Origin of the sequence: Horticoccus luteus, from assembly GCF_019464535.1 — a bacterium.
Lineage (GTDB): Bacteria > Verrucomicrobiota > Verrucomicrobiia > Opitutales > Opitutaceae > Horticoccus > Horticoccus luteus.
In genome coordinates, this window is the sequence record NZ_CP080507.1 from 1,335,147 (window position 1) to 1,356,477 (window position 21,331).

The following is a 21,331-nucleotide window of genomic DNA, read 5'->3' on the forward strand; positions in this document are numbered from 1 at the left end:
GATCACGCCTTGACGGGGAACGGCGCGGGCGTGGCGGCCGGGTAGGCGATGCGACCGTGGAGCATGTTGAGCAGCGTCTCGATAAAGCTCTCTTTGATGCGCGCGATTTCGGCGAACGTCAGGGGCGCCTCGTCGAGCTGACCTTCGGCGATACGGTCGCGGACGATGTGATCGATGAGCTGGGTCAACTGGTCGGCGGTGGCCTGCCGGAGGGAGCGCGAGGCGGCCTCGACGCCGTCGGCGAGGGAGATGACGGCGCATTCCTTGAATTGCGGAAGCGGGCCGTCGTAGCGGAATTCCTCCTCGGCGGGCGCGGCGGCGGCGCGGGCGGAGGAGGCGGTGCGGGCGCGTTCGTAGAAGAAACGCACGAGCGTGGTGCCGTGGTGTTGCTCGATGACATCGCGGACGGCGCGGGGCAGGTGGTGCTTTTGCGCGAGTTCGAGGCCTTGGGAAACGTGCTGCTTGATGATGCGCGCCGAGGCGACGGGGTCGTGATGATCGTGGGGGTTGCCGCGGTCGCGCTGGTTCTCGGAAAAATACAGCGGGTGCAGGACCTTGCCGATATCGTGAAAGAGTGCGCACACGCGGGCGAGGAGGGGATTGGCGCCGATCGCGCTGCAGGCGTTTTCGGCGAGTTGGGCGACGATGAGCGAGTGATGATACGTGCCGGGGGCCTCGAGCTGCATGCGCCGGAGCAGCGGGTGATTGTAGTCGGTGAGTTCGAGGAGGGTGATGTCCGTCGTGCGTTTGAACAACGATTCGAGCACGGGCAACAAGCCAACCACGGCGATGCCGGTGAGCAGGCCGGTGACGAGGCCCGCGCCCATCTGGCGGCCGAGCGTTTCGATCGGCACCTGGTCGGCGATGCCGATCAGCGCGGCGAACGCGGCGACGGTCAGGCCGCCGGCGCCGGCGGCGCGGACGACGCGCCCGCGGCGGTGGGCATCGCGGCTGCTGAAGATGGCGACCAGCGAGGCGAGAAACGTCAGCACGAGGAGGTCGAGCCGGTTGCCGTAGATGACGCCGGTGAAAATCGAGATCAGCAGCGCCATGAAGATAGCGGAGCCGGCGTCGATGAGGATGGCGACAATCAGCGGGGCAAAGGCGGTGGGCGCGATGTAGGGCAGCGTCGAGGCCCAGGAACCATCGCTCACGAAAAACGCGACGCCGCCGATCGAGTAAACGGCGCGCACGAGGGCGAGGTTGAGGATGACGACGAGCGCGAGGAGGCCGAGGCGCACGTTGCTTTGCAGCGTCTCAGGATCTTCGAGACGGATGTAGATGATGGAGGCCAGCACCATCGCGAGCACGAGGAGCACGCGGCCGAAGAGGGCGAGGCCTTCGTTCCAATCGACGTCGCCGTGATCGAGGAGGTATTTGCGATACGCGCCGAACATCTCGTATTCGGCCGGGGTGACGCGTTCGCCGGATTCGATGATGGTTTGACCGGCGGCGACGTGGACGACGATGGGCTTGAGGTTGCGCGCGGCTTCGGCCTGGCGGCGTTCGGTGGCGGCGCGGTCGAAGAGGAGGTTGGGCGCGATGCCGTTGCGGAAAAACCGAAACAGCGCCTGGGAAACGGGGCGCGAAACGCCGTCGGCGGCGAGGCTGACGCGGAGGAACGTGAGCGCGTCTTCGAGCGACTGGGTGGGGCGCAAGGTGACATCACCGCCGGGGCGGACGACTTCGAAGAGCGCGCCGGCGCCGTTGACGCCGCCGCCGAGCGAGCTGTCGTGCACGCCTTCGGCATAGATGTCGCGCACGGCGGCGAGGCCGCTTTCGAAGAGTTGCGTGCGTTGGTGGATGTTGGTGCCGGAGAGTATGCGGCCGGCGTCTTCGAGCGAAACGCGATACGAGCCGCGACTGTTAAAAGCGTCGACGATGCCGGCGAGGGCGGACTGGCGGTCGCCGATCATGGGAGCGCCGGGCGGGCGTTCGGCATCGAAGCGGTTGAGTTGGGCGAGAAAATCGCGGGCGGCGGCGTCGAACTGGCGGGCCGGCTCGTCGGTCAGGCGGTAGACGGGGGGAATGCGGGCTGCGAAGGCATCGCGGGCGGCGCGGGTCTGCTCGGCGCTGATGTAGTCGAAAGGCGCGCTGGCAACGATGCGTGTCGTCGCGAGTTGGTTGGGCAGCACCGCTACGTGCAGCGTGCTCATGCCGACAGAGCTGATCAGCACGATCGATCCGACGGTGACGAGAAAGATGACGATGGCGATGAGCCGGCTGCGATCGAGGAAATCGCGCGCGAGAGAGGCGGCGGAGGTGCCGCGACGGGGAGGACCTTGCCGGAGGCCGCCGAGGAGAAGGGTGAGTTGATCGCGAAACGACATGGCGCGCGTCAGGCGGAGGGCGGCTCGCCCGCGGGGTTTTTGTAGCGTTCGTAAGCCTCGATGATGCGTTGCACGAGCGGATGGCGCACAACGTCGCTGCCGCCAAAGGTGTGAAAGACAATGTCGGGCACATCGCGGAGGATGTGGCGCACTTCGATGAGGCCGCTTTGCTTGGACCGCGGGAGATCGACCTGCGTGACGTCGCCGGTGATGACCATGCGCGAATCTTCGCCGAGGCGCGTGAGAAACATCATCATCTGCTCGGGCGTGGTGTTTTGGGCTTCGTCGAGAATGACGAAGGCGTGCGAGAGCGTGCGGCCGCGCATGTAGGCGAGGGGCGCGATTTCGATGATGCCCTTCTCGGTGAGCTTCGTGACCTCATCGGGCTCGAGCATGTCGTGCAACGCGTCGTAGAGCGGGCGCAGGTAGGGGAGGATTTTTTCGCGGAGGTCGCCGGGGAGAAAGCCGAGGGCTTCGCCGGCTTCGACGGCGGGGCGCGTGAGGATGATGCGTTGCACCTCGTTTTTCAGGAGCGCCGAGACGGCGGCCGCCATCGCGAGGTAGGTTTTGCCGGTGCCAGCGGGGCCGATGCCGAAGACCACGGGGTGGCGGAGCACCGATTGAAGATAGAGTTTCTGGCCGAGGGTTTTCGGCACGATGGTCCGGCGATGCGTGGCGAGGACGACCGGGTCGGAAAACAGCGAGCGCCACTGGTCGCCTTCCCCACGGGCGAAGGCGTCGGTGATGCGCACGAAGTCGGAGTTGCGAATCGACATGCCTTGGTGGCGGGCTTCGTCGAGAAACGCGAAGAGGGCTTCGGTCTTCGCAACGGCGGCGGCGGCGCCTTCGATCTTCAACCACGTTTCGCGCGAAACGAGTTTCACGTCGAAGGCGCGTTCGACGTAGGCCAGATTGGCGTCGCGCCCGGCGTAAAGTTGGTGGAGGTGACGCGGGCTGGGGTAGTGAAGTGTTTTGGCGGACATGATCAGCGCGGGGCGAGAGTGCGGGCAGCGGCGGCGAGTTTTTCCCACGTTGCCTCAAGCGCTTGCGGCAGGATGCGGGTCTGGCCGATGACGGGCATGAAATTATTGTCGCCCTGCCAGCGGGGCACGATGTGGCCATGCAGGTGGGCAATGCTGCCGCCGGCGACGTTGTGGCCGAGGTTGAAGCCGATGTTGAAACCGTCGGGTTGCAGGGCGGCGCGGAGAATTTGCTGCCCGAAGATGATGATCTCCATCAGATCGGCGCGTTCGGTGCGGTCGAGCGCCTCGAGTTCGATGACCTCGCGGAACGGCACGGCGAGCAGATGACCGGGGTTGTAAGGAAAGCGGTTGAGAATCAAGAACGAGGCGGGACTGCGATGGACGATAAGCGCCGCCCGGTCGTCGCCGAGAGCCGGGAGCTCGGTGAAGGGCTTTTTCACGTCCGGATAGCGCGGAGCTTCAATATACTCCATGCGCCAATGAGGGTGCAGCTGCTGCATGAGGAGGGCGGAGCAAACACCGCGTCGGGAGGAAATGCAAAGGGAAAGCCGGGCGCGGCGGCGAGCGCGCCGCCGACGCGAAAAAATCCCGCTTGCGCATGGTATGACGAGCGTCATGTTAACGCGATGCGCTACCCGGCCGCCCACAAGGTGACGACGCGCCGCCGGATCGTCTCGGCGGCGAGCGCGGCATTTCGCGAGCACGGGCTGGAGCGGACGGGGGTGGACGAAGTGATGCGCCGGGCGGGGCTCACGCATGGAGGCTTTTACGCGCATTTTCGCGACAAGTCGGAGCTGGTGGCCGAAGCGTGCACAGAAGCCTTTGAGGGGGCGGTGGTAAATTTAGAGCGCATCGCCGCGCAGCCGACGCCGGCGCGACGGGCGCGGGTGCTCATCGACAGCTACTTGTCGCGGCACCATCGCGACAACCGCGGCTCGGGTTGCCTCGTCGTCGCGGTGGCGACGGATGTGGGGCGTTTGACGGGCTCGGCGCGCAGCAGCTACGCGCGCGGTTTTGCGCGGCATTTGGAGCGACTGGCGGCGGCGTTGCGGTTGAGCGACGATCCGGCGGTGAACCGCGATCGGGTGACCCATCTCATGAGTTCGCTGGTGGGCGCGTTACTTTTTGCCCGCGCGGCGGACGAACCTGCCCGGAGCGATGCGTTGCTTGAATCGGCGCGCCGGGTGCTGCATCACGAATTCTGTCGCTGAAAAAACCTACTTCTATGAGTCCTGCCACCGCTCCCCGTCGCCGCGTCGTCATCACTGGTCTCGGTGCGCTCACGCCTGTTGGCGAGACGCATCAAGAGACGTGGTCCTCCCTCATCGCGGGCCGCAGCGGCATCGGTCGGATCACGCGTTTCGACGCGAGCGGCTGCACGGCGCAAATCGCGGGTGAGGTGAAGAACTTCGACCCTTCGCGACCGCTGGCGCAACCGGTGTTTCCGCGGGGGGCGGATTCGGCTCCGGTGACGATGGCGATCACGCCGAAGGACGTGAAAAAGCTGGGGCGTTTCTCACATCTGGGCGTGGCGGCGGGGCTCGAGGCCTACATTGATTCGGGCCTGGATGCGGTGCGCGCGACGCTGCGGCCGGACCGCGTGGGGGTGAACATGGGCGTGGGCCTCGGCGGTCTGCCCGAGATCGAGGCGATGCACAGCGTATGGCTCGCGGGTGGTTTTCGAAAAATTTCGCCGTTCTTCATCCTGCAAACGGCGCCGAACATCCTGTCGGGGCAACTGGCGATCCTGTTGGATTTTCGCGGGCCCAACGTCTGCAACACAGCGGCGTGTGCGACGTCGGGACACAGCCTCGGGGAATCGTTGCGCGTGATCCAACGCGGCGAAGCGGACATCATGCTGGCGGGCGGAGCGGAAGGCGTGATCGGACCGCTGGGGGTGGGCGCGTTTGCGCAGATGCGGGCGCTCTCGACGCGCAACGACGACCCGGAGCGCGCCTCGCGGCCGTATGATGTGGACCGTGACGGTTTCGTGATGGGCGAGGGCGCGGTGGCCTTTGTGCTGGAGGAGCGCGAGCATGCGTTGCAACGCGGTGCGCGGATTTATGCGGAGCTCGCCGGTTATGCCGCGACGGGGGATGCGTATCATCTTTCGTCGCTCGCGCCGGAAGGCGAAGGTTCGCGGCGGGCGATGGCGCTGGCAATCGACGACGCGGGTTTGCAGCCGGCGGATTTGAGCTACGTGTCGGCCCATGCGACTTCCACGCCCGGCGGCGACGGCGAGGAAGCCGCGGCGATCGCGGGTCTTTTCGGCGAGGCGCGCGGGCAGTTGCACGTGAGCGGCGTAAAATCGATGACGGGTCATCTGCTCGGAGCGGCGGGCGCGTTGGGCGCGATGGCGGCGACGCTCGCGATTCACGAAGGCGTAATTCCGCCGACGATCAATTTGGACAACGTCGATCCGGCATGCGCGGCGCTCGGGTTGAACTTCACGCCGAAGGTGGCCGTGAAAAAGAAAGTGGATGCGGCGCTGGCGAACAGCTTCGGCTTTGGCGGCACGAACGCCTCGCTGGTGGTGCGCCGCGCTTGAGCGAAAGGACGGAGGAAAGCATCGCGGCGGGTTGGGCTGGAGAGCGGCCGGCGAAAGGCGGATTTCGCGGCGAGCCGCGCACGGCAATGGGGAAACGCGGCCGGGCGGGACGGTGGTGGCGCGGTGGGATTGATTAAGGGCGCGGTTTGTGCCGCACTGGGCGGCGATGGTCCGCTCGCTTCTCTCCTTCACGCATCCGTCCGTGGTGCCGCCGCACACCGGGCGCACCGATTTCCGCCGATGAAACGGCTCTGGCAAAACCTGAGCGCGCGGCTGACTTCGCCGTTGCTCATCGCGCTGCTGCTGGGCGCGGGCTTCATGGCGTTTGTGGCGTGGGACCAGTCGCACTGGTGGCGGGTGAAAGAAGATTACGGCTTCGGCTGGCTCGTGCCGGCGTTTGTCGCGTTCGTGGTTTACGATCGCTGGGAGAAGATTGCGGCGACGGTGGGCGCGTGCGCCGCACCGGGGAGTCCGCGGGCGAGCGGAGTGGTGGGCAAACTGCAGACCATCGCGGTGGTGGCGGTGATGATTCTGGGGGTGTTGTTTTTCCTGCTCGGGGCGTTTTACCGGGCGGGCGCGGGCACGTCGCAGCCCGGCACGCTCGCGCTGACGCTGGGGATGATCGGCATTGTTTTGCCGCTGATTTATTTCAACGCGCCGCCCACGCCTGCGCCGACGGTGGCGGGTTTCGGGCGGGATCCGCGGTTGAAGCTGGCGGCGTTATTCCTGTTCCCGGCGCTCGTGTGGCTGGTGTCGGCGCCGTTGGTGTCGGCGATCGATCAGCAATTGCGGCTGTTTCTTTTGCGCAAGGTGGTGACGGTCGTCTCGGTGGTTTTCGAGGTGCTGGGCTTGCCGCTGGAGCAACAGGGCAACGTGCTCGTGCTGCCAAGCGGGGGCACGGTGGGAGTCGAGGATGCGTGCTCGGGGATTCGTTCGCTGACGGGCTGCCTGTTTGCGGGGTCGTTTCTGGCGGCGGTGTTTCTCCAACGGTGGTGGCAGAAAATCGCGCTGGTTGTGGCGGCGATGATTCTGGCGTTTGTGACGAATCTGGCGCGCGGGCTTTTTCTGACGAGCTGGGCGTATCGTTACGGGGCCGACTCCATTTCCGGCGAGGTGCACGACATCGCGGGCTACGCGGTGCTGGGCTTGACCGTCGTGGGCCTGCTGCTGCTGCTGCCAATTTTCAACCTCCGCATTCGCGCGGCGGAAGACGTGCCGGGGAGCGAGATCGATCTGCCGCCGGCGAAAAAAGACGAGTAACTCGTCCGCATCACGGAGCGCGCAGGCAGCGGCGGACGCACGCACGCGGAGGCGCGAGCGTCAGATGGGCCGAGCGGCGAAAACGGCGGCGCGTTGGGCGGCGTCGAGTTCGTGCCAGGTGCCCGGTGCGAGGTCGGCGAGTGCGAACCGGCCGATGCGGGCTCGCACGAGACGAAGGGTCGGGTGGCCGACGGCGGCGGTCATGCGGCGGACCTGGCGGTTTTTGCCTTCGGTGAGTTCGAGGGCGAGCCAGCAGTCGGGAATGTTTTTGCGGACGCGAATGGGCGGATCGCGCGGCGGCAGAGCGGGCGCGGGATCGAGAAGCCGTGCGCGGCAGGAGCGGGTGGTGTAATCGGCGAGACGGACGCCCCGGTCGAGCTGGGCAAGCGCGGCGGGCGAGGGGATGTTTTCCACCTGCGCCCAGTATTCACGCGGGTGACTGTGGACGGGATCGAGGAGGCGGGCGTTGAGGCCGGGCTCGTCGGCGAGAAGGAGAAGGCCCTCGGAGTCGGCGTCGAGGCGACCGAGTGGATAAACGGCGGGCGGGAAATTGAAGTCGGCGAGGGTGCGCCAGCGGGAGCCGGGCTCGGGCGTGAATTGCGAGAGCACGCCGTAGGGTTTGTGGAAGGCGAGAAGCACCGAGCGTATTTCGCGCGCGCCGGAGCACGCTGACAAGTAGCAACGGTCGGGACTATCCTATCGACACGACCGAGGCGTCTGAACTCATATTTCGAGAATGAGTGAATTTCCGCAATTTTTCGGAGTGTCCCCCAGCCAGCAAAATGCGCTCGATCTATTTAAGGGCGAATGGTCAACGCGGTTGCCTGACGCGTGCGGTTTGGTGGCGAGCACCGGCCCGATGCGGGGCTGTGAGGATTATCGCATCGAGTGGTTTGAGCGGATCGTAGGCGGTTTTACTGGGAAACGCGTGCTGGAATTGGGCCCGCTCGAAGGCGGTCATAGTTATATGCTGGAAAAGGGGGGCGTCGGAAGTCATTGCAATAGAAGCTAATGCACGTTCATTTCTTAAGTGCCTCATTATGAAGGAAATTTTCCAGTTGAAGCGCGTGCGCTACGAGCTGGGCGATTTTATTAGATATTTGGAAGAGACCGACGACATATTTGAATTGGGGATCGCGAGTGGCGTGCTGTATCATCTTCTCAATCCGGTGGAGTTGATTCGCCTCCTGTCATTGCGATGCCGCTCTATTTTGCTTTGGACGGTCTATTACGATGAGGGATTTATGGCGGATAACGTCGAAGTTGGGCGAAGGTTTCACGAAACGCCGGCGGAGACGGTAACCGGAGGATTTGCGCATAAGCTATATCGCAAGCGCTATGACGAGGCGTTGGAATGGAAAGGCTTTTGCGGCGGCGGCGACGTGGAAGCGTGTTGGTTGGAGCGCGAGACGATTTTGGCAGCCTTTCAATATTTTGGATTCAGGGTGATGGAAGTCGTGGACGAAAAGAATCCCAACGGTTCGGCCATGCTGCTGGCGGCGACGCGTCAATAGTGGTTAGGTTTTTGCCGACCAAGAGGAGTGGTTATTTGGGGCGGAGTTCATGCTTGCAGTAGGTATGGGAGGCACCATCCGGAGCAGTTAGGAGCGAGCCGCTCGAACTGCTCTGGGTAAGACGCCGAAAGTGACACGCGAGACGCGTGCACTCCCCGGACTTGCGCCTTCAAGCTGTGTCGGCTTGCGCAAGGTGTGACGCGGCGACGGGCAACATGCGACGCGGTTTGCATGATGCCGCTCTACGTTCGATGCTAACCGCCATGAAGGCATACCAATTGACGGCGGTGAATCAGGGGCGGGTGGCGGATGTCACAGCGCCGGCGGCGGGGGCGGGCGAAGTCGTCATCGCGCTCAAGGCGGCGGCGCTCAATCACCGCGACGTGTGGATCAAGCTCGGCCAATATGCGGGTTTGAAATGGCCGTGCATTCCCGGTTCCGACGGAGCCGGCGTCGTCGAATCCGTGGGCGAGGGTGTGGACGCAAAATGGGTCGGACGCGAAGTGATGATTTATCCGGGCTTGGGTTGGGGCGCGAATGAGGCGGCGCAAAGCGCGGAGTTTTCCATCCTGGGATTGCCGCGTGATGGGACGTTCGCGGAAAAAATCGCCGTGCCGCTGACGCAGATCGCGGAGCGTCCGGCGCATCTCTCCTGGGAGGAAGCGGCGGCGCTGCCGCTGGCGGGGCTCACGGCTTATCGGGCGTTGTTCAGTCGGGCGAAGCTGGAGCGGGGCGAACGGGTTTTGGTCAACGGGATCGGAGGGGGCGTGGCTCTGTTTGCGCTGCAATTCGCCGTGGCCGCGGGGGCGGAGGTTTGGGTGACTTCGAGTGCCGACGAAAAGATCGCGCGGGCGCGGGGATTCGGCGCGCAGGGTGGATTTCGCTACACGGAGGCAGGTTGGGGGGCGCGCGCCGCGAAGGAGACGGGTGGATTTCAGGTGATCGTGGACGGGGCGGGCGGGGATGGTTGCGAGCAGTTGCTCGATGCGGCGGCACCGGGTGGGCGGATTGTCTTTTACGGAGCCACGCGGGGGAATCCATCGGCGTTGGCGATGCGGAAACTGTTTTGGCGTCAGATTTCGGTGCTGGGTTCAACGATGGGTTCGCCGGCGGATTGGGCGGGGATGGTCGCGATGGTGGCGCGCCACGGCGTGAAGCCGGTGGTGAGCGACGTGTTCCCGCTGGCGCGGGCGGAAGAGGCGCTGGCCTTGATGGAACGGGGGGAGCAGCTCGGTAAAATTGTGCTGCGGACGTAGGGTAAACCCGGATTCGTTTTCCGGAGGGTTTGGTAACTGTAGGAAATTGCAGGCGGTTGCGCGTGGGATCATTACTGCCAGCGCAATGCCGCACGATGTGCCCCCATCGGCTCCCACGCCCATTTCCGCCGACTCGGCGGCCGGTCCGGCGCGGAGCGAAAGTTGCTTGTGGAGCCCGGTGGGATGGTGGATCGGGATGCTCCTGGCGGCTGTGGGAGGCGGGTGGTGCAGCGGTTGCCAGAGCGGACATTTGTCGACGCGGCCCGCGGCCTTGGCGTCACCTGCACCGGTGTGCGTGAACAATAATCCGTGGACGGCGGCCGAGACGGTGGCGCGTTTGGCACGGGGAAGAACGGTGGTCGTGGGCCAAGGCGAGAGCATGTTGCCGCTTTATCCGGCGGGCACGGTGCTGGTGATCGAACGCGTGGCGTGGTCGCAATTGCGCGCGGGGATGACGGTGATTTACGAGCGCGAGGGGGGCTTGGCGGGCGAGATGGTGGGGCACGTGTTGACGACCCAGGAGGCGCGAGGGTGGGTCGCGCAGGGTTTGAACAACGACGATCCCGACGACATGCGCGTGACGCCGGGAAACTACGTGGGCACGGTCGTCGCGGCATTTCGCAGGGTCACACCGGGTGGCGATCCCGCGACGTTGCTGGCGGCAGACATGCCGCGCGGCGCGATGATGCGGGCGGCGCTTGATCAAGGGGGCGTGGCGAGGGGGCGGCCAACGAAGACGGGAAGTCTTGGGTCGATGGAGTAGCGAGCGTGGGACTTGAGGATCGTTCGGGCGCGCTCGGCGGAGGAAATGTGCGAACGGAGAAAATACAGGACCGAGCGCGCGAGGGCGCGGGGCGCGGCTTGTGCTCGGCGTAGGCGGAAGGCGCGGACGCGCATGCGGCTTCTTCTGAACAACGGGCCGGAAAGGGCACTTCGCGAGCGGGCAGAACACTAAGGCGAGGAAGATTCACCCGGGGAAATCTCGCTGAATTTCCACTCGATGAAAGCTCCCGGCCGCCCGAAACAAAAGCCTGCAGGGCGGCGGCATTGGCTGCTCACGGCGGGCAGCGTGGTCGTGGTGATCGCGGGCGTGCTGACACTCCTCTCGCCGCTGGTGACCGTCATCGTGAATCACAAGCTGCATTCGCTGGACGGCGTGGAAGGCCGGGTGGGGCAGGTCGTCATCGCGTGGTGGCGCGGAGGTGTGACGGTGCACGATTTCACGTTGTCCAGCCGGGAGCAGAAGGACGATCCGCCCTTGGTGAAGGTGAAGACAGCGGCATTGCGGGTGGCGTGGGAGCCGTTGTGGCACGGAAAGATCGGGGGCGCCGCGGTGGTGGACGATGCGGAGTTCACGACGGTGAAGCGGGAATCCGCGGAGCCGAAGAAGGAGGCGGGAAAAAAGGACGAGAAGATGCAGGCGGCGAAGAAGAAGATCCAGCGCTGGCAGGATCAGTTGCGGCACGCGTTTCCGGTGGAGGTGAGTCGTTTCGAGCTGAAGAACGGCCTCGTTCACTTCATCGATCGCACGCACCAGCCAGCGGTCGACGTGGAGACGAAGCAGGTGCATCTGGTGGTGACCGGCCTGGGCAACCGGCCTGCGGACAAAGAGGGGCCGTTGCCGGCGAAAGCGAAGATGACGGCGGTGACGACGGGCGACGGCGCGGTGACGGCGACGTTGGAAATCGATCCGCTGGCGAAGCAGCCGCGGTTCAAGGCGACGTTTGAGTTGAAGCACATGAATCTGCCGCCGTTCAACAGTTTCATGCTGGCCTACGCGGACGCGGACGTGTCGAAGGGGACGTTTGAAGTTTATATGGAGATCAACGCGCAGGGCGGTGCTTACGACGGTTACGTGAAACCGTTTTTCAAGGACTTGGATTTCTCGAATCCGTCGGACAAGGACAAGAGCCTGGGGAAGCGGATCAAGGAGAAGGCGATCGCGGCGGTGAGTTCGTTGTTAAAAAACGACGAGGACAAAAAGGTGGCGACGAAGGCGCCGTTTTCGGGAAATTTCGCGCAGAACGACCTGGATATCTGGTCGACGGTGATGAATCTGCTGCACAACGCATTTGTGCAGGCGCTGCGCGAAGGGTTGGAGGGGCAGACGCCAACGAAGGCGAAGTGAAGCGGGGCGGCGGGGCGAGCAGCGCCGGGCGAGAGCGGCGGGCAGCGGAAAGAGGAGGGCGGACGGAGATGGGCGGAAGCGGCGCGTGCAGTTCGGGATTGTTGTGCGGGGCGAGCACGTTGGAGACTGGCGCGATGAAATTGAATCCACGCGCGACGGCGGCTCTGCGGCGCAAGCTCGGGGCGAAAGTGGTGCTGACGGACGAGGCGTCGTGTTACGCGGCGTCGTTCGACAGCAGTAAAATTTCGTTTCTGCCGGAGGCGGTGATCAAGCCGCGGAAAGAGGCGGAGGTCGGCGTGGTGCTGACGCTGGCGAACCGGCACGGTGTGCCGGTGACGGTGCGGGGGCGGGGCACGACGTTGACGGGCGCAGCGGCGCCGATGGCGGGCGGCTGGGTGATCGACATGCGCTCGCTGGCGGACATTCGGATCGAAACGGACGCGGGGCTCGCGGAGGTGCAGGCGGGCGCGGTGGTCGGCGACATCCAGCGCGCGGCGGAGGCGCAGGGATGGTTTTATCCCCCGGATCCGTCGTCGAAGGAGTATTGCACGATCGGCGGCAACATCGCGTGCAACGCGGGCGGGATGCATGGCGGAAAATACGGCGTGACGCGCGATTTCGTGGTGGCGTTGCGGGGATTTTTGCCGACGGGCGAGGCGGTGACGTGGGGGACGGCGACGAAGAAATTCGCGGCGGGATTCAATCTGCGCGATTTGTGGATCGGGAGCGAAGGCATGCTGGGCGTCGTGACGGGCGCGGTGTTGAAGTTGATTCCGCAGCCGGCGGAGCGGTGGACGTTGCTGACCTCGTTCAAGGATGAAGAGCAGGCGTTGACGGCGGCGCTGGCGTTGTTTCGGGCGCGCGTGCAGCCGGCGATCTGCGAATTTCTGGATGCGGACAGCGTGCGTTGCGCGGAGAGCGCGACGAAGCAGGCGGTGTTTGCCGGGCAGGCGGGGCGGCCGGTGATCCTGCTGGAGCTCGCGGGCGGAAAGAGCGAAGTGCGGGAATTGAAGCGGACGGTGCTGGCGTGGGCGGCGGAGCAGGCGACGGCGCATCGCGCGGCGAAAACGCGGGCGGAAGCGGAGCAGTTGTGGGCGGTGCGACGGAAGTGCTCGGGCGCGATGTTCGAACTGGGCGACGCGAAACTGAACGAGGATGTCGTGCTGCCGATGCGGAGTTATCTGGCGTTCATCCGGTTTTTGGCGGCGTTAAAGCGGGAGTCAGGTTTGCCGATTCCGACGTTCGGGCACGTGGCGGACGGCAATCTGCACGTGAACATCATGTATCATCGCGCGATCCCGGCGGAGGAGCGGGCGGCGGAGAAAGCGGTGCAGCGGCTGATGCGCACGGTCGTGGAATTGGGCGGGGCGATTTCGGGTGAGCACGGCATCGGGCTCGCGAAGACGCCGTTTTTGCGGATTCAGCACAACGCGGCGGAGGTGCGCGCGATGCAGGCGGTGAAAACGGCGCTCGACCCGCAGGGGATTCTCAATCCGGGAAAGATGTTCGACGTCGTGCGCATCTGGAAGTTTGCGCGCGAACAGGTGAAGTTGCCGTGGGATCACAAATGAGGGCGGGGCCGGGGTGGCAGGGCGCAGGCGGCCATTGACCCGCGCGCGGGATTGGCGTTTACCAAACCGATGGCCGAATCACTCACCGTGCAGTTGCAGGAGCGGAGCTACGAACTCCACTTCGGCGTCGATTTGACGACGGACGTGCAGGCGCGGGTGGCCGCTTTGACGGCGGGCGGCGGCCGCGTGGCGGTGGTGACGGACCGGCATCTGGCGGAGGCGCAGGGAGCGCGGCTGGCGGCGATGTTTGGCGCGGCGCCGCAGATCGTGCTGGAGCCGGGCGAGGAAACCAAATCGCTCGCGGAGCTGGGGCGGGTGCTGGAGTTTTTGGCGACGGCGCAGCTGGATCGCGGCAGCACGGTGTTTGCCGTGGGCGGCGGCGTGGTGGGCGATCTGGCGGGGTTTGCGGCGGCGGCGTATTTGCGCGGCGTGGCGTTTGTGCAGATTCCGACGACGCTGCTGGCGATGGTGGACAGTTCGGTCGGAGGGAAAACGGGGGTGAATCTGGCGGCGGGCAAGAATCTCGCGGGGGCGTTTCACCAACCGGCGGCCGTGTATGTTGCGACGGATTTTCTGGCGACGCTGCCGACGCGGGAGTTTGCCGCGGGAATGGCGGAGGTGATCAAATACGGGTTGCTCGGCGATGCGGAATTATGGCGGCAACTGGAGCGCGAACCGTTGACGGTGCAGAGTCCGGCGCTCGCGGCGACGATCCGGCGGTGTTGCGCGTTGAAGGCGAAAATCGTGGAGGCGGATGAACGGGAGCTGGCGCGCGAAGGCGGGCGGGCGTTGTTGAATCTTGGGCACACGTTCGGCCATGCGATCGAGCAGGCGACGGCTTACGGGACGTATCTGCACGGCGAGGCGGTGGCGATCGGGTTGTGCGCGGCGGCGCGGTTGTCGCAGCGACTGGGCTATTTGACGGCCGCGGAAACGGGGCGTGTCGATGCGGTGGTGGCGGCGCACGGGCTGCCGGTGAAGTTGCGGGAATCGCTGCCGATGGCGGATCTGCTCGCCGCGATGGCGCGCGACAAAAAAGTGCGCGGCGGGCTGCCGCGGTTTGTGGTGATGAAAACCCTGGGCGAGGCGGCGACGCAGGGCGGGATCGCGCCGGCGTTTGTCGAGGCGGCGTTTCGCGAAGTCGGCGCGGCGTAGGGGCGATCCGGACATGTCGGCCATCGACGAAGGCATTGTTCGGGAATATTTCGAACAGAACGGCTTTCTCGTGCGGCAGGTGCGGAAATATCAAGTGCAGTCGCGCAAAAAGACGGGCGACGAGGAGATCGATCTCGTGGTCTACAACCCGGCGTGGTCGCGGGAAGCGCGCCGGCCGGATTTTTTCCTCTTCGCGAGCGAGCTGCCGTTGATCCAGCGCGCGGTGGTGTCGATCAAGCCGTGGCACACGAATGTGTTTACGCCCGGCATGCTGCGCAGCAGTCCGGAGATTTTCGCGTTTCTCGCGGCGCAGGTGCAGAAGGAGGCGACGCGGTTCTTTTCGGCGGCATCGATCGAGGCGGAGGGCGGGGAATTGCTGAAGGTGCTCGTGCTGCCGAGCCTGCCGACGGCGGAGCCGTTTCGCTCGCAGAGCGTGGAGTTGCTGAAGGAGCGCGGTGTGGACGCGATCATCTCATTTCGCGCGATGTTGCTGGACCTGCTGGAAGCGGTGGAAGTGAACCAGAATTACAGCAAGAGCGACACGTTGCAGGTGTTGCGGCTGTTGAAGAATTACGACCTCGTGAAGGACGTGCAGCTCGACATGTTTCCGGAGCGGGCGGCGCGCAAACCACGACCGCAAATTTCCCCATGATTCATCCTACGGCGATCATCGAAGCAGGCGCGCAATTGGGCGCGGAGTGCGAAGTGCAAGCGTATGCCGTGGTGACGCGGCACGCGGTGCTCGGCGATCGCGTGATCGTGGGGTCCTTTGCGGTGATCGGCGGCGATCCGCAGCACCTGACCTTTGACCGGAGGATGGCGACGCAAGCGATCATCGGCGCCGGCACGGTGTTGCGGGAGCACGTGACGGTGAACCGCTCGATCTACGCCGATGGTCGCACCGTCGTGGGCGAGAATTGTTATCTGATGACGGCGGCGCACGTCGCGCACGATTGTGTGATCGGCAACCATGTCGTGGTGGCGAACAACGTAATGCTGGCGGGCCACACGAGCGTGGGAGCGCACACGTTTGTCGGCGGCGGGGTGGCGGTGCATCAATTCACCCGCATCGGCGAGGGCGCGATGATCAGTGGCGTGGCGCGCGTGGCGCGCGATGCGGCGCCGTTTACCATGGTGGCGGAGCGCGACGAAGTGATCGGGCTGAATCTGGTGGGACTGCGGCGGCGGGGCGTGCCGCGCGCAAGCGTCGCAGAGTTAAAAACGGCGTTTCGCGAGGTGTATTTCACGGCCGGTAACATCCGGGAGACGGCGGCGCGGGCGCTGGAACAGGGGACGTATCAGACGCCGGAAGCGAGGCGGTTTCTGGAGTTTTTCACCTCGGGGAAGCGGGGCTTTGCGCGGGCCCGGCGGGAAGGTGGCGAAGAAGAGGCGCAGGAATGAGGCGCGTGGATTCGGGCGTGCAACGACTGGTTTTCACGTGTGGCGATCCGGCCGGTGTCGGGCCGGAGATCATCGCGGCGTGGCTGCGTGCGCATCCCGCGGAGGCGGCGGACGTGGCGGTGGTGGGTCCGGCGAAGTGGCTGGAGACGTTGCCCGGGTGTGGGGCGAAGATCACCGTGGGGTTGCCGGAATTTCACGCGACGCCGGGCGTGCCCACGGGGGAAGGCGCGCTCGTGGCGTGGGCGGCGATGGAACGCGCGGCGGCGGGGTGCAGCACAGGGGAATTCGCCGCGGTCGTGACGGCGCCAGTGAGCAAATTGCAGTTGGCGGAGATCGGTTATCCGTATCCGGGGCAGACGGAGTTTTTCGCCGCGCGCTGGGGGGGGGAGCCAGTCATGGCGTTTTGCGGTGGGCAGCTGCGCGTGGCGCTGGCGACGTGGCATGTGCCGCTGGTGGAAGTGCCGCAGTTGCTGGGGCCGCAGATGTTGCGGCGAACGATTGCGGCCGCGGATGCGCTGGCGCGGGCGGAAGGCGTGGCGGATCCGCGAATCGGCGTGTGCGGGTTGAATCCGCACGCCGGCGAGGGAGGCGTGCTGGGCAGGGAGGAATGCGAGCTGATCGATCCGGCGTTGGATCAGATCCGGCGCGATTTCCCGGGTGTGTCGCGCTGCCAGCCCGGCGATACGTTGTTCGCGCGCCAGTTGCGCGGGGAATTCGATGTGATCGTCGCGCTTTACCACGATCAAGGGCTCGCGCCGTTGAAGGCGGTGGATTTTGACGAGGCGGTGAACGTGACGCTCGGCCTGCCGTTTGTGCGGACGAGTCCGGACCACGGGACGGCGTTTGGCCTTGCGGGAAAGGGCGTGGCCTCGGGCACGAGTTTCAGCAACGCGGTGCGCGTGGCGCGGCGCTTGCTAAACGCGAGGGCCGCGGGTTAGTTCGCGCGTTCCATGGACTCTGTTGACGCCGTCACGCCGCCGCCCGCCGCTCCGCTTTATCGCGAAGGGAACGAGAATCTCGTGCGGTTGACGCCGGAGGCCGGCGGGAAGGTGCGGGCGTTGATCGCGCGGGAGCAGCAAGGTGGGTTTTTGCGGATCGCGATCACTGGCGGTGGGTGCAATGGGCTGAGTTATAAATTGAAATTCACGCCCGAGGCCCGGCGTGGCGACATCCTCGTGCGTTCCGCGGAAGTGCCGGTGCTGGTCGATTCAAAGACCGCGTTATACCTCAAAGGGACGGTGCTGGATTATTCCAACAAGCTGATAGCCGGCGGGTTCAAGTTCACTAATCCGAACGCCAAGGCGAGTTGCTCCTGCGGGGAGAGTTTTAGCGTCTGATGCGTGAATCCGGGAAAGTCCGGCTAAATAAGGATTGTCAACCCACACTTCCCCGGCGAGAACCGCGCACCTAATTCCACTCCAGACTTATTGATGGCCAATTCTTTTCCTTCCGCTGGCGGCAACCGACCAGGGCATTATCAGCGCCGTAACACCGATCCGTTTGCGAACATCCGGCGCAATCATCGGATCAAGATTCCGCAGGTGCGCGTGATCAGCCCCGAGGGCAAGCAACTCGGGATCTTGGATACGTCGAAGGCGATCAACCTCGCGCTGGAGGTGGGCCTCGACCTCGTCGAGGTGGCACCCAACGCGACTCCGCCCGTCTGCCGGATCATGGATTTCGGCAAATACGTTTACGAGGAGCAGAAGAAGCACTCGAACGTCAAAGCGACGGCGAGCAAGATCAAGGAGATCGAGTTCACCGCGCGCATCGCGGACGGGGATTTTTTCACGAAGCTGCGTCACGCCGAACAGTTTCTTTCCCACGGCAACAAGGTGAAGCTGCGCTTGAAGTTTCGCGGCCGCGAGATGGCGCACACGGAGATTGGTTTCGCCGTCATGAAGCGCGCGCTCACGGAGTTGGAGGGCATGGGCCATCCGGATTCCGAAGCGAAGCTGATGGGCAAGCAGATCAACGTAATGGTCACGCCGCATCCGCCGAATAAACGTAAGCCCAAGTTCGATCTGGAGGGCGACTCAGCCGAGGAGGTTGAGGAAGAAGGCGGCGACGCCGAGCAGGAATAAGCAGACCGGGATGGGGGCGGTGCCGCGGCGACTTCGTTCGCTCGCCTTTGGGCTGATCGGGGCCGCGCTGGCGCTGGTCGGCGCGCTGACGGCCACCGCAGCGCGCGCACCGGCGAGCCTGTGGCTGGACAAAGTCGAATATGTCGATGCGGCGTTGTTCGGGGCGAGTTTCGGCCTGACGTATCGCGAGACCAGCGCGCGGGAATTCTCGCTCACCAGCCAGTGGACGACGATCAAGGCCGAGGTGGGTTCGCGCGAAAGCGAAATCAACGGGCAACGGGTGTTCCTTGGCGAAGCGGTGCGCGTGAACCGCGGCCGGCCGCTTTTCAGCCGCATCGATGCGGACGCGTTGTTGACGCCCGTGCTGCGGCCGGGTGCAGATCAGGCGCGGATCCCGCGCGTGAAAACGATCGTTCTCGATCCGGGCCACGGCGGGCGGGATTCCGGCAAGGTGAACCCGCGGGTGAAGGTGCAGGAAAAAACGCTGGCGCTCGACACGGCGCAACGGGTGCAGCGCCTGCTCGCGAAGGACGGCTATCGCGTGGTGTTAACGCGGAGCAAGGATCGCTTCGTGGAGTTGGGCGACCGGCCGGACTTGGCGCGGCGGGTGCGCGCGGATTTGTTTATCAGTCTTCATTACAACTCGGTCGAGAGCGGCGCGGACCGCGTGACGGGTGTCGAGGTGTTCACGATGACACCGCAGCACCAATATTCGACGAGCGATTCCGGACGGGATGACGATGCGTCGGCGCGGCAAGAGAATGCGGGCAACGCGAACGACCATTGGAACGCGTTGCTCGGCTACCGGGTGCATGGAGCGATGATCGAAGCGCTCAAGGTGCCGGATCGCGGACTCAAGCGCGCCCGTTGGGCGGTGTTGCGGCTGGCGCCTTGTCCGGCGATTTTGATCGAGAGCGGATATTTGTCCAACGATGCCGAGGCGCGACGGATTGCCGACCCGGCGTATCGGCAGCGGATTGCGGTGGCGATCGCCACGGGGATTCGCGCTTACGCGAGAGTGCTCGACGGCATTGGGGCGCCGGGCCAAGCTCGGCGTCCATGACCTCACGCATGTTTCGGTGGATCGGTGTAATCGCTGCCGGCCTCGGTTTGGCGGGCGCGCTTCGGGCTTGGGATTACGAGGGCCACCGCATCGTCGAGCAGCTCGCGTTGACGGCGTTGCCGAAGGATTTTCCGGCGTTTGTGCAAGAGCCGGCGAATGCGGCGCGGATTGCATTCCTGGCCGGTGAGCCGGACCGCTGGCGCAACGTCGCGGATCTGCCGCTGCACCACGTGAACGGCATGAATCATTACCTCGATCTTGAGCAAGTGCCGGAGGCGGGACTCGACATCGCCACGCTGCCCTGCATGCGCTACGACTTCGCGCTGGCGTTTGCGGCGGGCCGCGCCGCGCACCCCGAAAATTTTCCGCCGATCGACCCTGAGAAAAACACCGACCACTCGCGCGAATGGCCCGGTTTCGCACCGTGGACCATCGCGGAGTATTACGGCGAGTTGAAGTCGGTGTTTTCGTATTTGAAAGTGATGGAGGAGCTCGGCACGCCCGAGGAAGTGGCCAACGCGAAGGCGAACGCCGTGTATGTCATGGGGGTGATGGGACACTACGTCGGCGATCTCGCGCAGCCGCTCCACACGACGATCCATCACAACGGGTGGGTGGGCGACAATCCCCAAGGCTACAGCCGCTGGCCCGGAATTCACTCGTGGATCGACGGCGGGTTCATTGCGAAAGCCAAGGTTAACACGGCGGAAATCGCGCCGCGCGTGCAGACCGTGGAACCGGTGGCGATGGCCGCGCGGGAAGACGGACGGGATCCGATGTTCGTGGCGGTGATGGATTTTCTCGTGGCGCAAAACAAGCTGGTCGAACCGCTCTACCAGTTGGAAAAGGAAGGGAAGCTCGGCCATGGCACGCAGCCGATCACACCGGAAGCCCGGGCGTTTATCGAGGGCCAGCTGCTGAAAGGCGGCGAAATGCTCGGCGCGGTGTGGCTCACGGCCTGGCGGGAAGCGGTGCCGGATGAATACCTGCGCGGACAACTCCTGAAGCGGAAGGACAAGCCGACGGTGGGAACACCGCGACGGGGAAAGCGGCGGCCGCGCGGCGCGGCGTCGGCACCCGCGCCGGCGGAGGTGCCCACGCAGCCGGGAGTTTAGTCTTGAAGCAGGGCGGGGCGGCGTCTGCTTTCGCGGGCGTGTCTGCCACCCAACCACTGTTGATGCTCGGGCTGCCGAAAGGCAGTTTGGAGGAGTCCACCAAAAGCTTGTTTGCGAAAGCCGGCTGGAAAATCACGACCAGTTCGCGTTCGTATAAGCCGTCGATCAACGATCCGGAGCTGGATGGTCGCTTCATTCGCGCGCAGGAGGTCAGCCGTTACGTGGAGCACGGCTTCTTCGATTGCGGCCTGACGGGTTACGACTGGATTCAGGAAAACGGGTCGGACGTCGTTGAGGTGTGCGATTTGGTTTACAGCCGGGCCTCGGTCCTGAAATCGCGCTGGGTGCTGTGCGTGCCGGAGGCCTCGGACATCACGAAGCCGGAGCAGCTCGCAGGGAAGCGGGTGGCGACGGAGCTCGTGGGCACGGTGAAACGGTATTTCGAAAAGAAAGGCGTGTCCGTCGACGTGGAGTTTTCCTGGGGCGCAACCGAGGTGAAAGTCCCCGACTTGGTGGATGCGATCGTCGACATCACGGAGACGGGGAATTCGATTCGCGCGAACAAGCTGCGCATCATCGATACATTGCTGGAAACGAACACGAAACTGATCGCGAACAAGGCGAGTTGGGCGAATCCGGCGAAGCGGAAAAAGATCGAGACGATCGCCCTGCTGTTGCGCGGCGCGTTGGAGGCCGAAAGCAAGGTGGGGCTGAAGATGAATCTGCCGCGCACGGCGCTGGATGGCGTCGTGAAGGCGCTGCCGTCGTTGCGCAATCCGACGATTTCTCAATTGAGCAATGTCGAATGGGTCGCGCTGGAGACGATCATCGACGAGAATGTGGCGCGGGAAATCATTCCGCAGCTCAAAGAACTCGGAGCGGAGGGAATTGTTGAATATCCGCTGAACAAGGTCGTGTATTAA

At 64.7% G+C, this 21,331-nt stretch carries 22 protein-coding genes; 18 read left to right on the plus strand and 4 right to left on the minus strand.

Going from position 1 to position 21,331, the window contains the following annotated elements:
* Positions 1-2 precede the first annotated feature (2 nt).
* From K0B96_RS05420 to K0B96_RS05430, 3 genes are read right to left on the minus strand one after another with little or no spacing between them, the layout of a single operon-like run.
* On the minus strand, positions 3-2,330 hold the full coding sequence (locus K0B96_RS05420) for an HD family phosphohydrolase (protein ID WP_220164696.1): 2,328 nt from the start codon (positions 2,328-2,330) through the stop codon (positions 3-5).
* Between the two features lie 8 nt (positions 2,331-2,338).
* Positions 2,339-3,313 carry a PhoH family protein gene (locus tag K0B96_RS05425; RefSeq protein WP_220164699.1) on the minus strand — a complete coding sequence of 325 codons (975 nt, stop codon included), beginning with the start codon at positions 3,311-3,313 and terminating at the stop codon, positions 2,339-2,341.
* Positions 3,314-3,315: 2 nt separating this feature from the next.
* Positions 3,316-3,813 (minus strand): HIT family protein, encoded by a 498-nt coding sequence (locus K0B96_RS05430; protein WP_220164701.1) that lies wholly within the window; start codon positions 3,811-3,813, stop codon positions 3,316-3,318.
* Positions 3,814-3,939: 126 nt separating this feature from the next.
* On the opposite strand from K0B96_RS05430, the gene K0B96_RS05435 reads away from it, so the two are divergent.
* The 3 genes from K0B96_RS05435 (at position 3,940) to K0B96_RS05445 (ending at position 7,121) form a co-directional block, all read left to right on the plus strand.
* Positions 3,940-4,524 carry a TetR/AcrR family transcriptional regulator gene (locus tag K0B96_RS05435; RefSeq protein WP_220164702.1) on the plus strand — a complete coding sequence of 195 codons (585 nt, stop codon included), beginning with the start codon at positions 3,940-3,942 and terminating at the stop codon, positions 4,522-4,524.
* Between the two features lie 14 nt (positions 4,525-4,538).
* Entirely contained in the window at positions 4,539-5,861 is a 1,323-nt protein-coding gene (gene fabF, locus K0B96_RS05440) for a beta-ketoacyl-ACP synthase II (RefSeq protein WP_220164712.1), read from the plus strand.
* Positions 5,862-6,101: 240 nt separating this feature from the next.
* Complete coding sequence (locus K0B96_RS05445) at positions 6,102-7,121, plus strand: exosortase/archaeosortase family protein (RefSeq protein ID WP_220164714.1); 1,020 nt, start codon at positions 6,102-6,104, stop codon at positions 7,119-7,121.
* Between the two features lie 60 nt (positions 7,122-7,181).
* Here the strand turns inward: K0B96_RS05445 and K0B96_RS05450 are convergent, their stop codons facing one another.
* Positions 7,182-7,760, minus strand: coding sequence for a pseudouridine synthase (locus K0B96_RS05450; RefSeq protein WP_220164716.1), 579 nt, complete (start codon positions 7,758-7,760; stop codon positions 7,182-7,184).
* Positions 7,761-7,857: 97 nt separating this feature from the next.
* On the opposite strand from K0B96_RS05450, the gene K0B96_RS05455 reads away from it, so the two are divergent.
* The 15 genes from K0B96_RS05455 to hisG all read left to right on the plus strand — a co-directional run bounded on the left by K0B96_RS05455 (position 7,858) and on the right by hisG (position 21,331).
* On the plus strand, positions 7,858-8,133 hold the full coding sequence (locus K0B96_RS05455; protein ID WP_220164718.1) for a hypothetical protein: 276 nt from the start codon (positions 7,858-7,860) through the stop codon (positions 8,131-8,133).
* Between the two features lie 28 nt (positions 8,134-8,161).
* Positions 8,162-8,635, plus strand: coding sequence for a hypothetical protein (locus K0B96_RS05460; RefSeq protein ID WP_220164720.1), 474 nt, complete (start codon positions 8,162-8,164; stop codon positions 8,633-8,635).
* Positions 8,636-8,898: 263 nt separating this feature from the next.
* Positions 8,899-9,891, plus strand: a complete 993-nt coding sequence (locus K0B96_RS05465) for a zinc-binding dehydrogenase (RefSeq protein ID WP_220164722.1) — start codon at positions 8,899-8,901, stop codon at positions 9,889-9,891.
* 295 nt (positions 9,892-10,186) lie between these two features.
* On the plus strand, positions 10,187-10,654 hold the full coding sequence (locus tag K0B96_RS05470) for a S24/S26 family peptidase (protein ID WP_220164724.1): 468 nt from the start codon (positions 10,187-10,189) through the stop codon (positions 10,652-10,654).
* Positions 10,655-10,891: 237 nt separating this feature from the next.
* Positions 10,892-12,019, plus strand: coding sequence for a DUF748 domain-containing protein (locus tag K0B96_RS05475; RefSeq protein WP_220164726.1), 1,128 nt, complete (start codon positions 10,892-10,894; stop codon positions 12,017-12,019).
* Positions 12,020-12,153: 134 nt separating this feature from the next.
* Positions 12,154-13,590 carry an FAD-binding oxidoreductase gene (locus K0B96_RS05480; RefSeq protein ID WP_220164728.1) on the plus strand — a complete coding sequence of 479 codons (1,437 nt, stop codon included), beginning with the start codon at positions 12,154-12,156 and terminating at the stop codon, positions 13,588-13,590.
* A 69-nt stretch (positions 13,591-13,659) separates the two neighbouring features.
* Entirely contained in the window at positions 13,660-14,745 is a 1,086-nt protein-coding gene (gene aroB, locus K0B96_RS05485) for a 3-dehydroquinate synthase (RefSeq protein WP_220164730.1), read from the plus strand.
* Positions 14,746-14,758: 13 nt separating this feature from the next.
* Complete coding sequence (locus K0B96_RS05490; RefSeq protein WP_220164739.1) at positions 14,759-15,397, plus strand: hypothetical protein; 639 nt, start codon at positions 14,759-14,761, stop codon at positions 15,395-15,397.
* Positions 15,394-16,146, plus strand: a complete 753-nt coding sequence (gene lpxA / locus K0B96_RS05495) for an acyl-ACP--UDP-N-acetylglucosamine O-acyltransferase (protein WP_220164741.1) — start codon at positions 15,394-15,396, stop codon at positions 16,144-16,146. The genes K0B96_RS05490 and lpxA overlap by 4 nt, the downstream gene beginning before the upstream one ends.
* 17 nt (positions 16,147-16,163) lie before the next feature.
* Positions 16,164-17,084, plus strand: coding sequence for a 4-hydroxythreonine-4-phosphate dehydrogenase PdxA (pdxA, locus tag K0B96_RS05500; protein WP_255558858.1), 921 nt, complete (start codon positions 16,164-16,166; stop codon positions 17,082-17,084).
* A 12-nt stretch (positions 17,085-17,096) separates the two neighbouring features.
* Positions 17,097-17,483 (plus strand): HesB/IscA family protein, encoded by a 387-nt coding sequence (locus K0B96_RS05505; protein ID WP_220164745.1) that lies wholly within the window; start codon positions 17,097-17,099, stop codon positions 17,481-17,483.
* Between the two features lie 93 nt (positions 17,484-17,576).
* Positions 17,577-18,230 (plus strand): translation initiation factor IF-3, encoded by a 654-nt coding sequence (gene infC, locus K0B96_RS05510; protein WP_220164747.1) that lies wholly within the window; start codon positions 17,577-17,579, stop codon positions 18,228-18,230.
* 19 nt (positions 18,231-18,249) lie between these two features.
* Positions 18,250-19,293 (plus strand): N-acetylmuramoyl-L-alanine amidase family protein, encoded by a 1,044-nt coding sequence (locus K0B96_RS05515; RefSeq protein ID WP_220164749.1) that lies wholly within the window; start codon positions 18,250-18,252, stop codon positions 19,291-19,293.
* Positions 19,290-20,408, plus strand: a complete 1,119-nt coding sequence (locus tag K0B96_RS05520; RefSeq protein WP_220164751.1) for a phospholipase C/P1 nuclease family protein — start codon at positions 19,290-19,292, stop codon at positions 20,406-20,408. Before K0B96_RS05515 ends, K0B96_RS05520 begins: the two co-directional genes overlap by 4 nt.
* A gap of 62 nt (positions 20,409-20,470) precedes the next feature.
* Entirely contained in the window at positions 20,471-21,331 is an 861-nt protein-coding gene (gene hisG / locus K0B96_RS05525; protein ID WP_220166413.1) for an ATP phosphoribosyltransferase, read from the plus strand.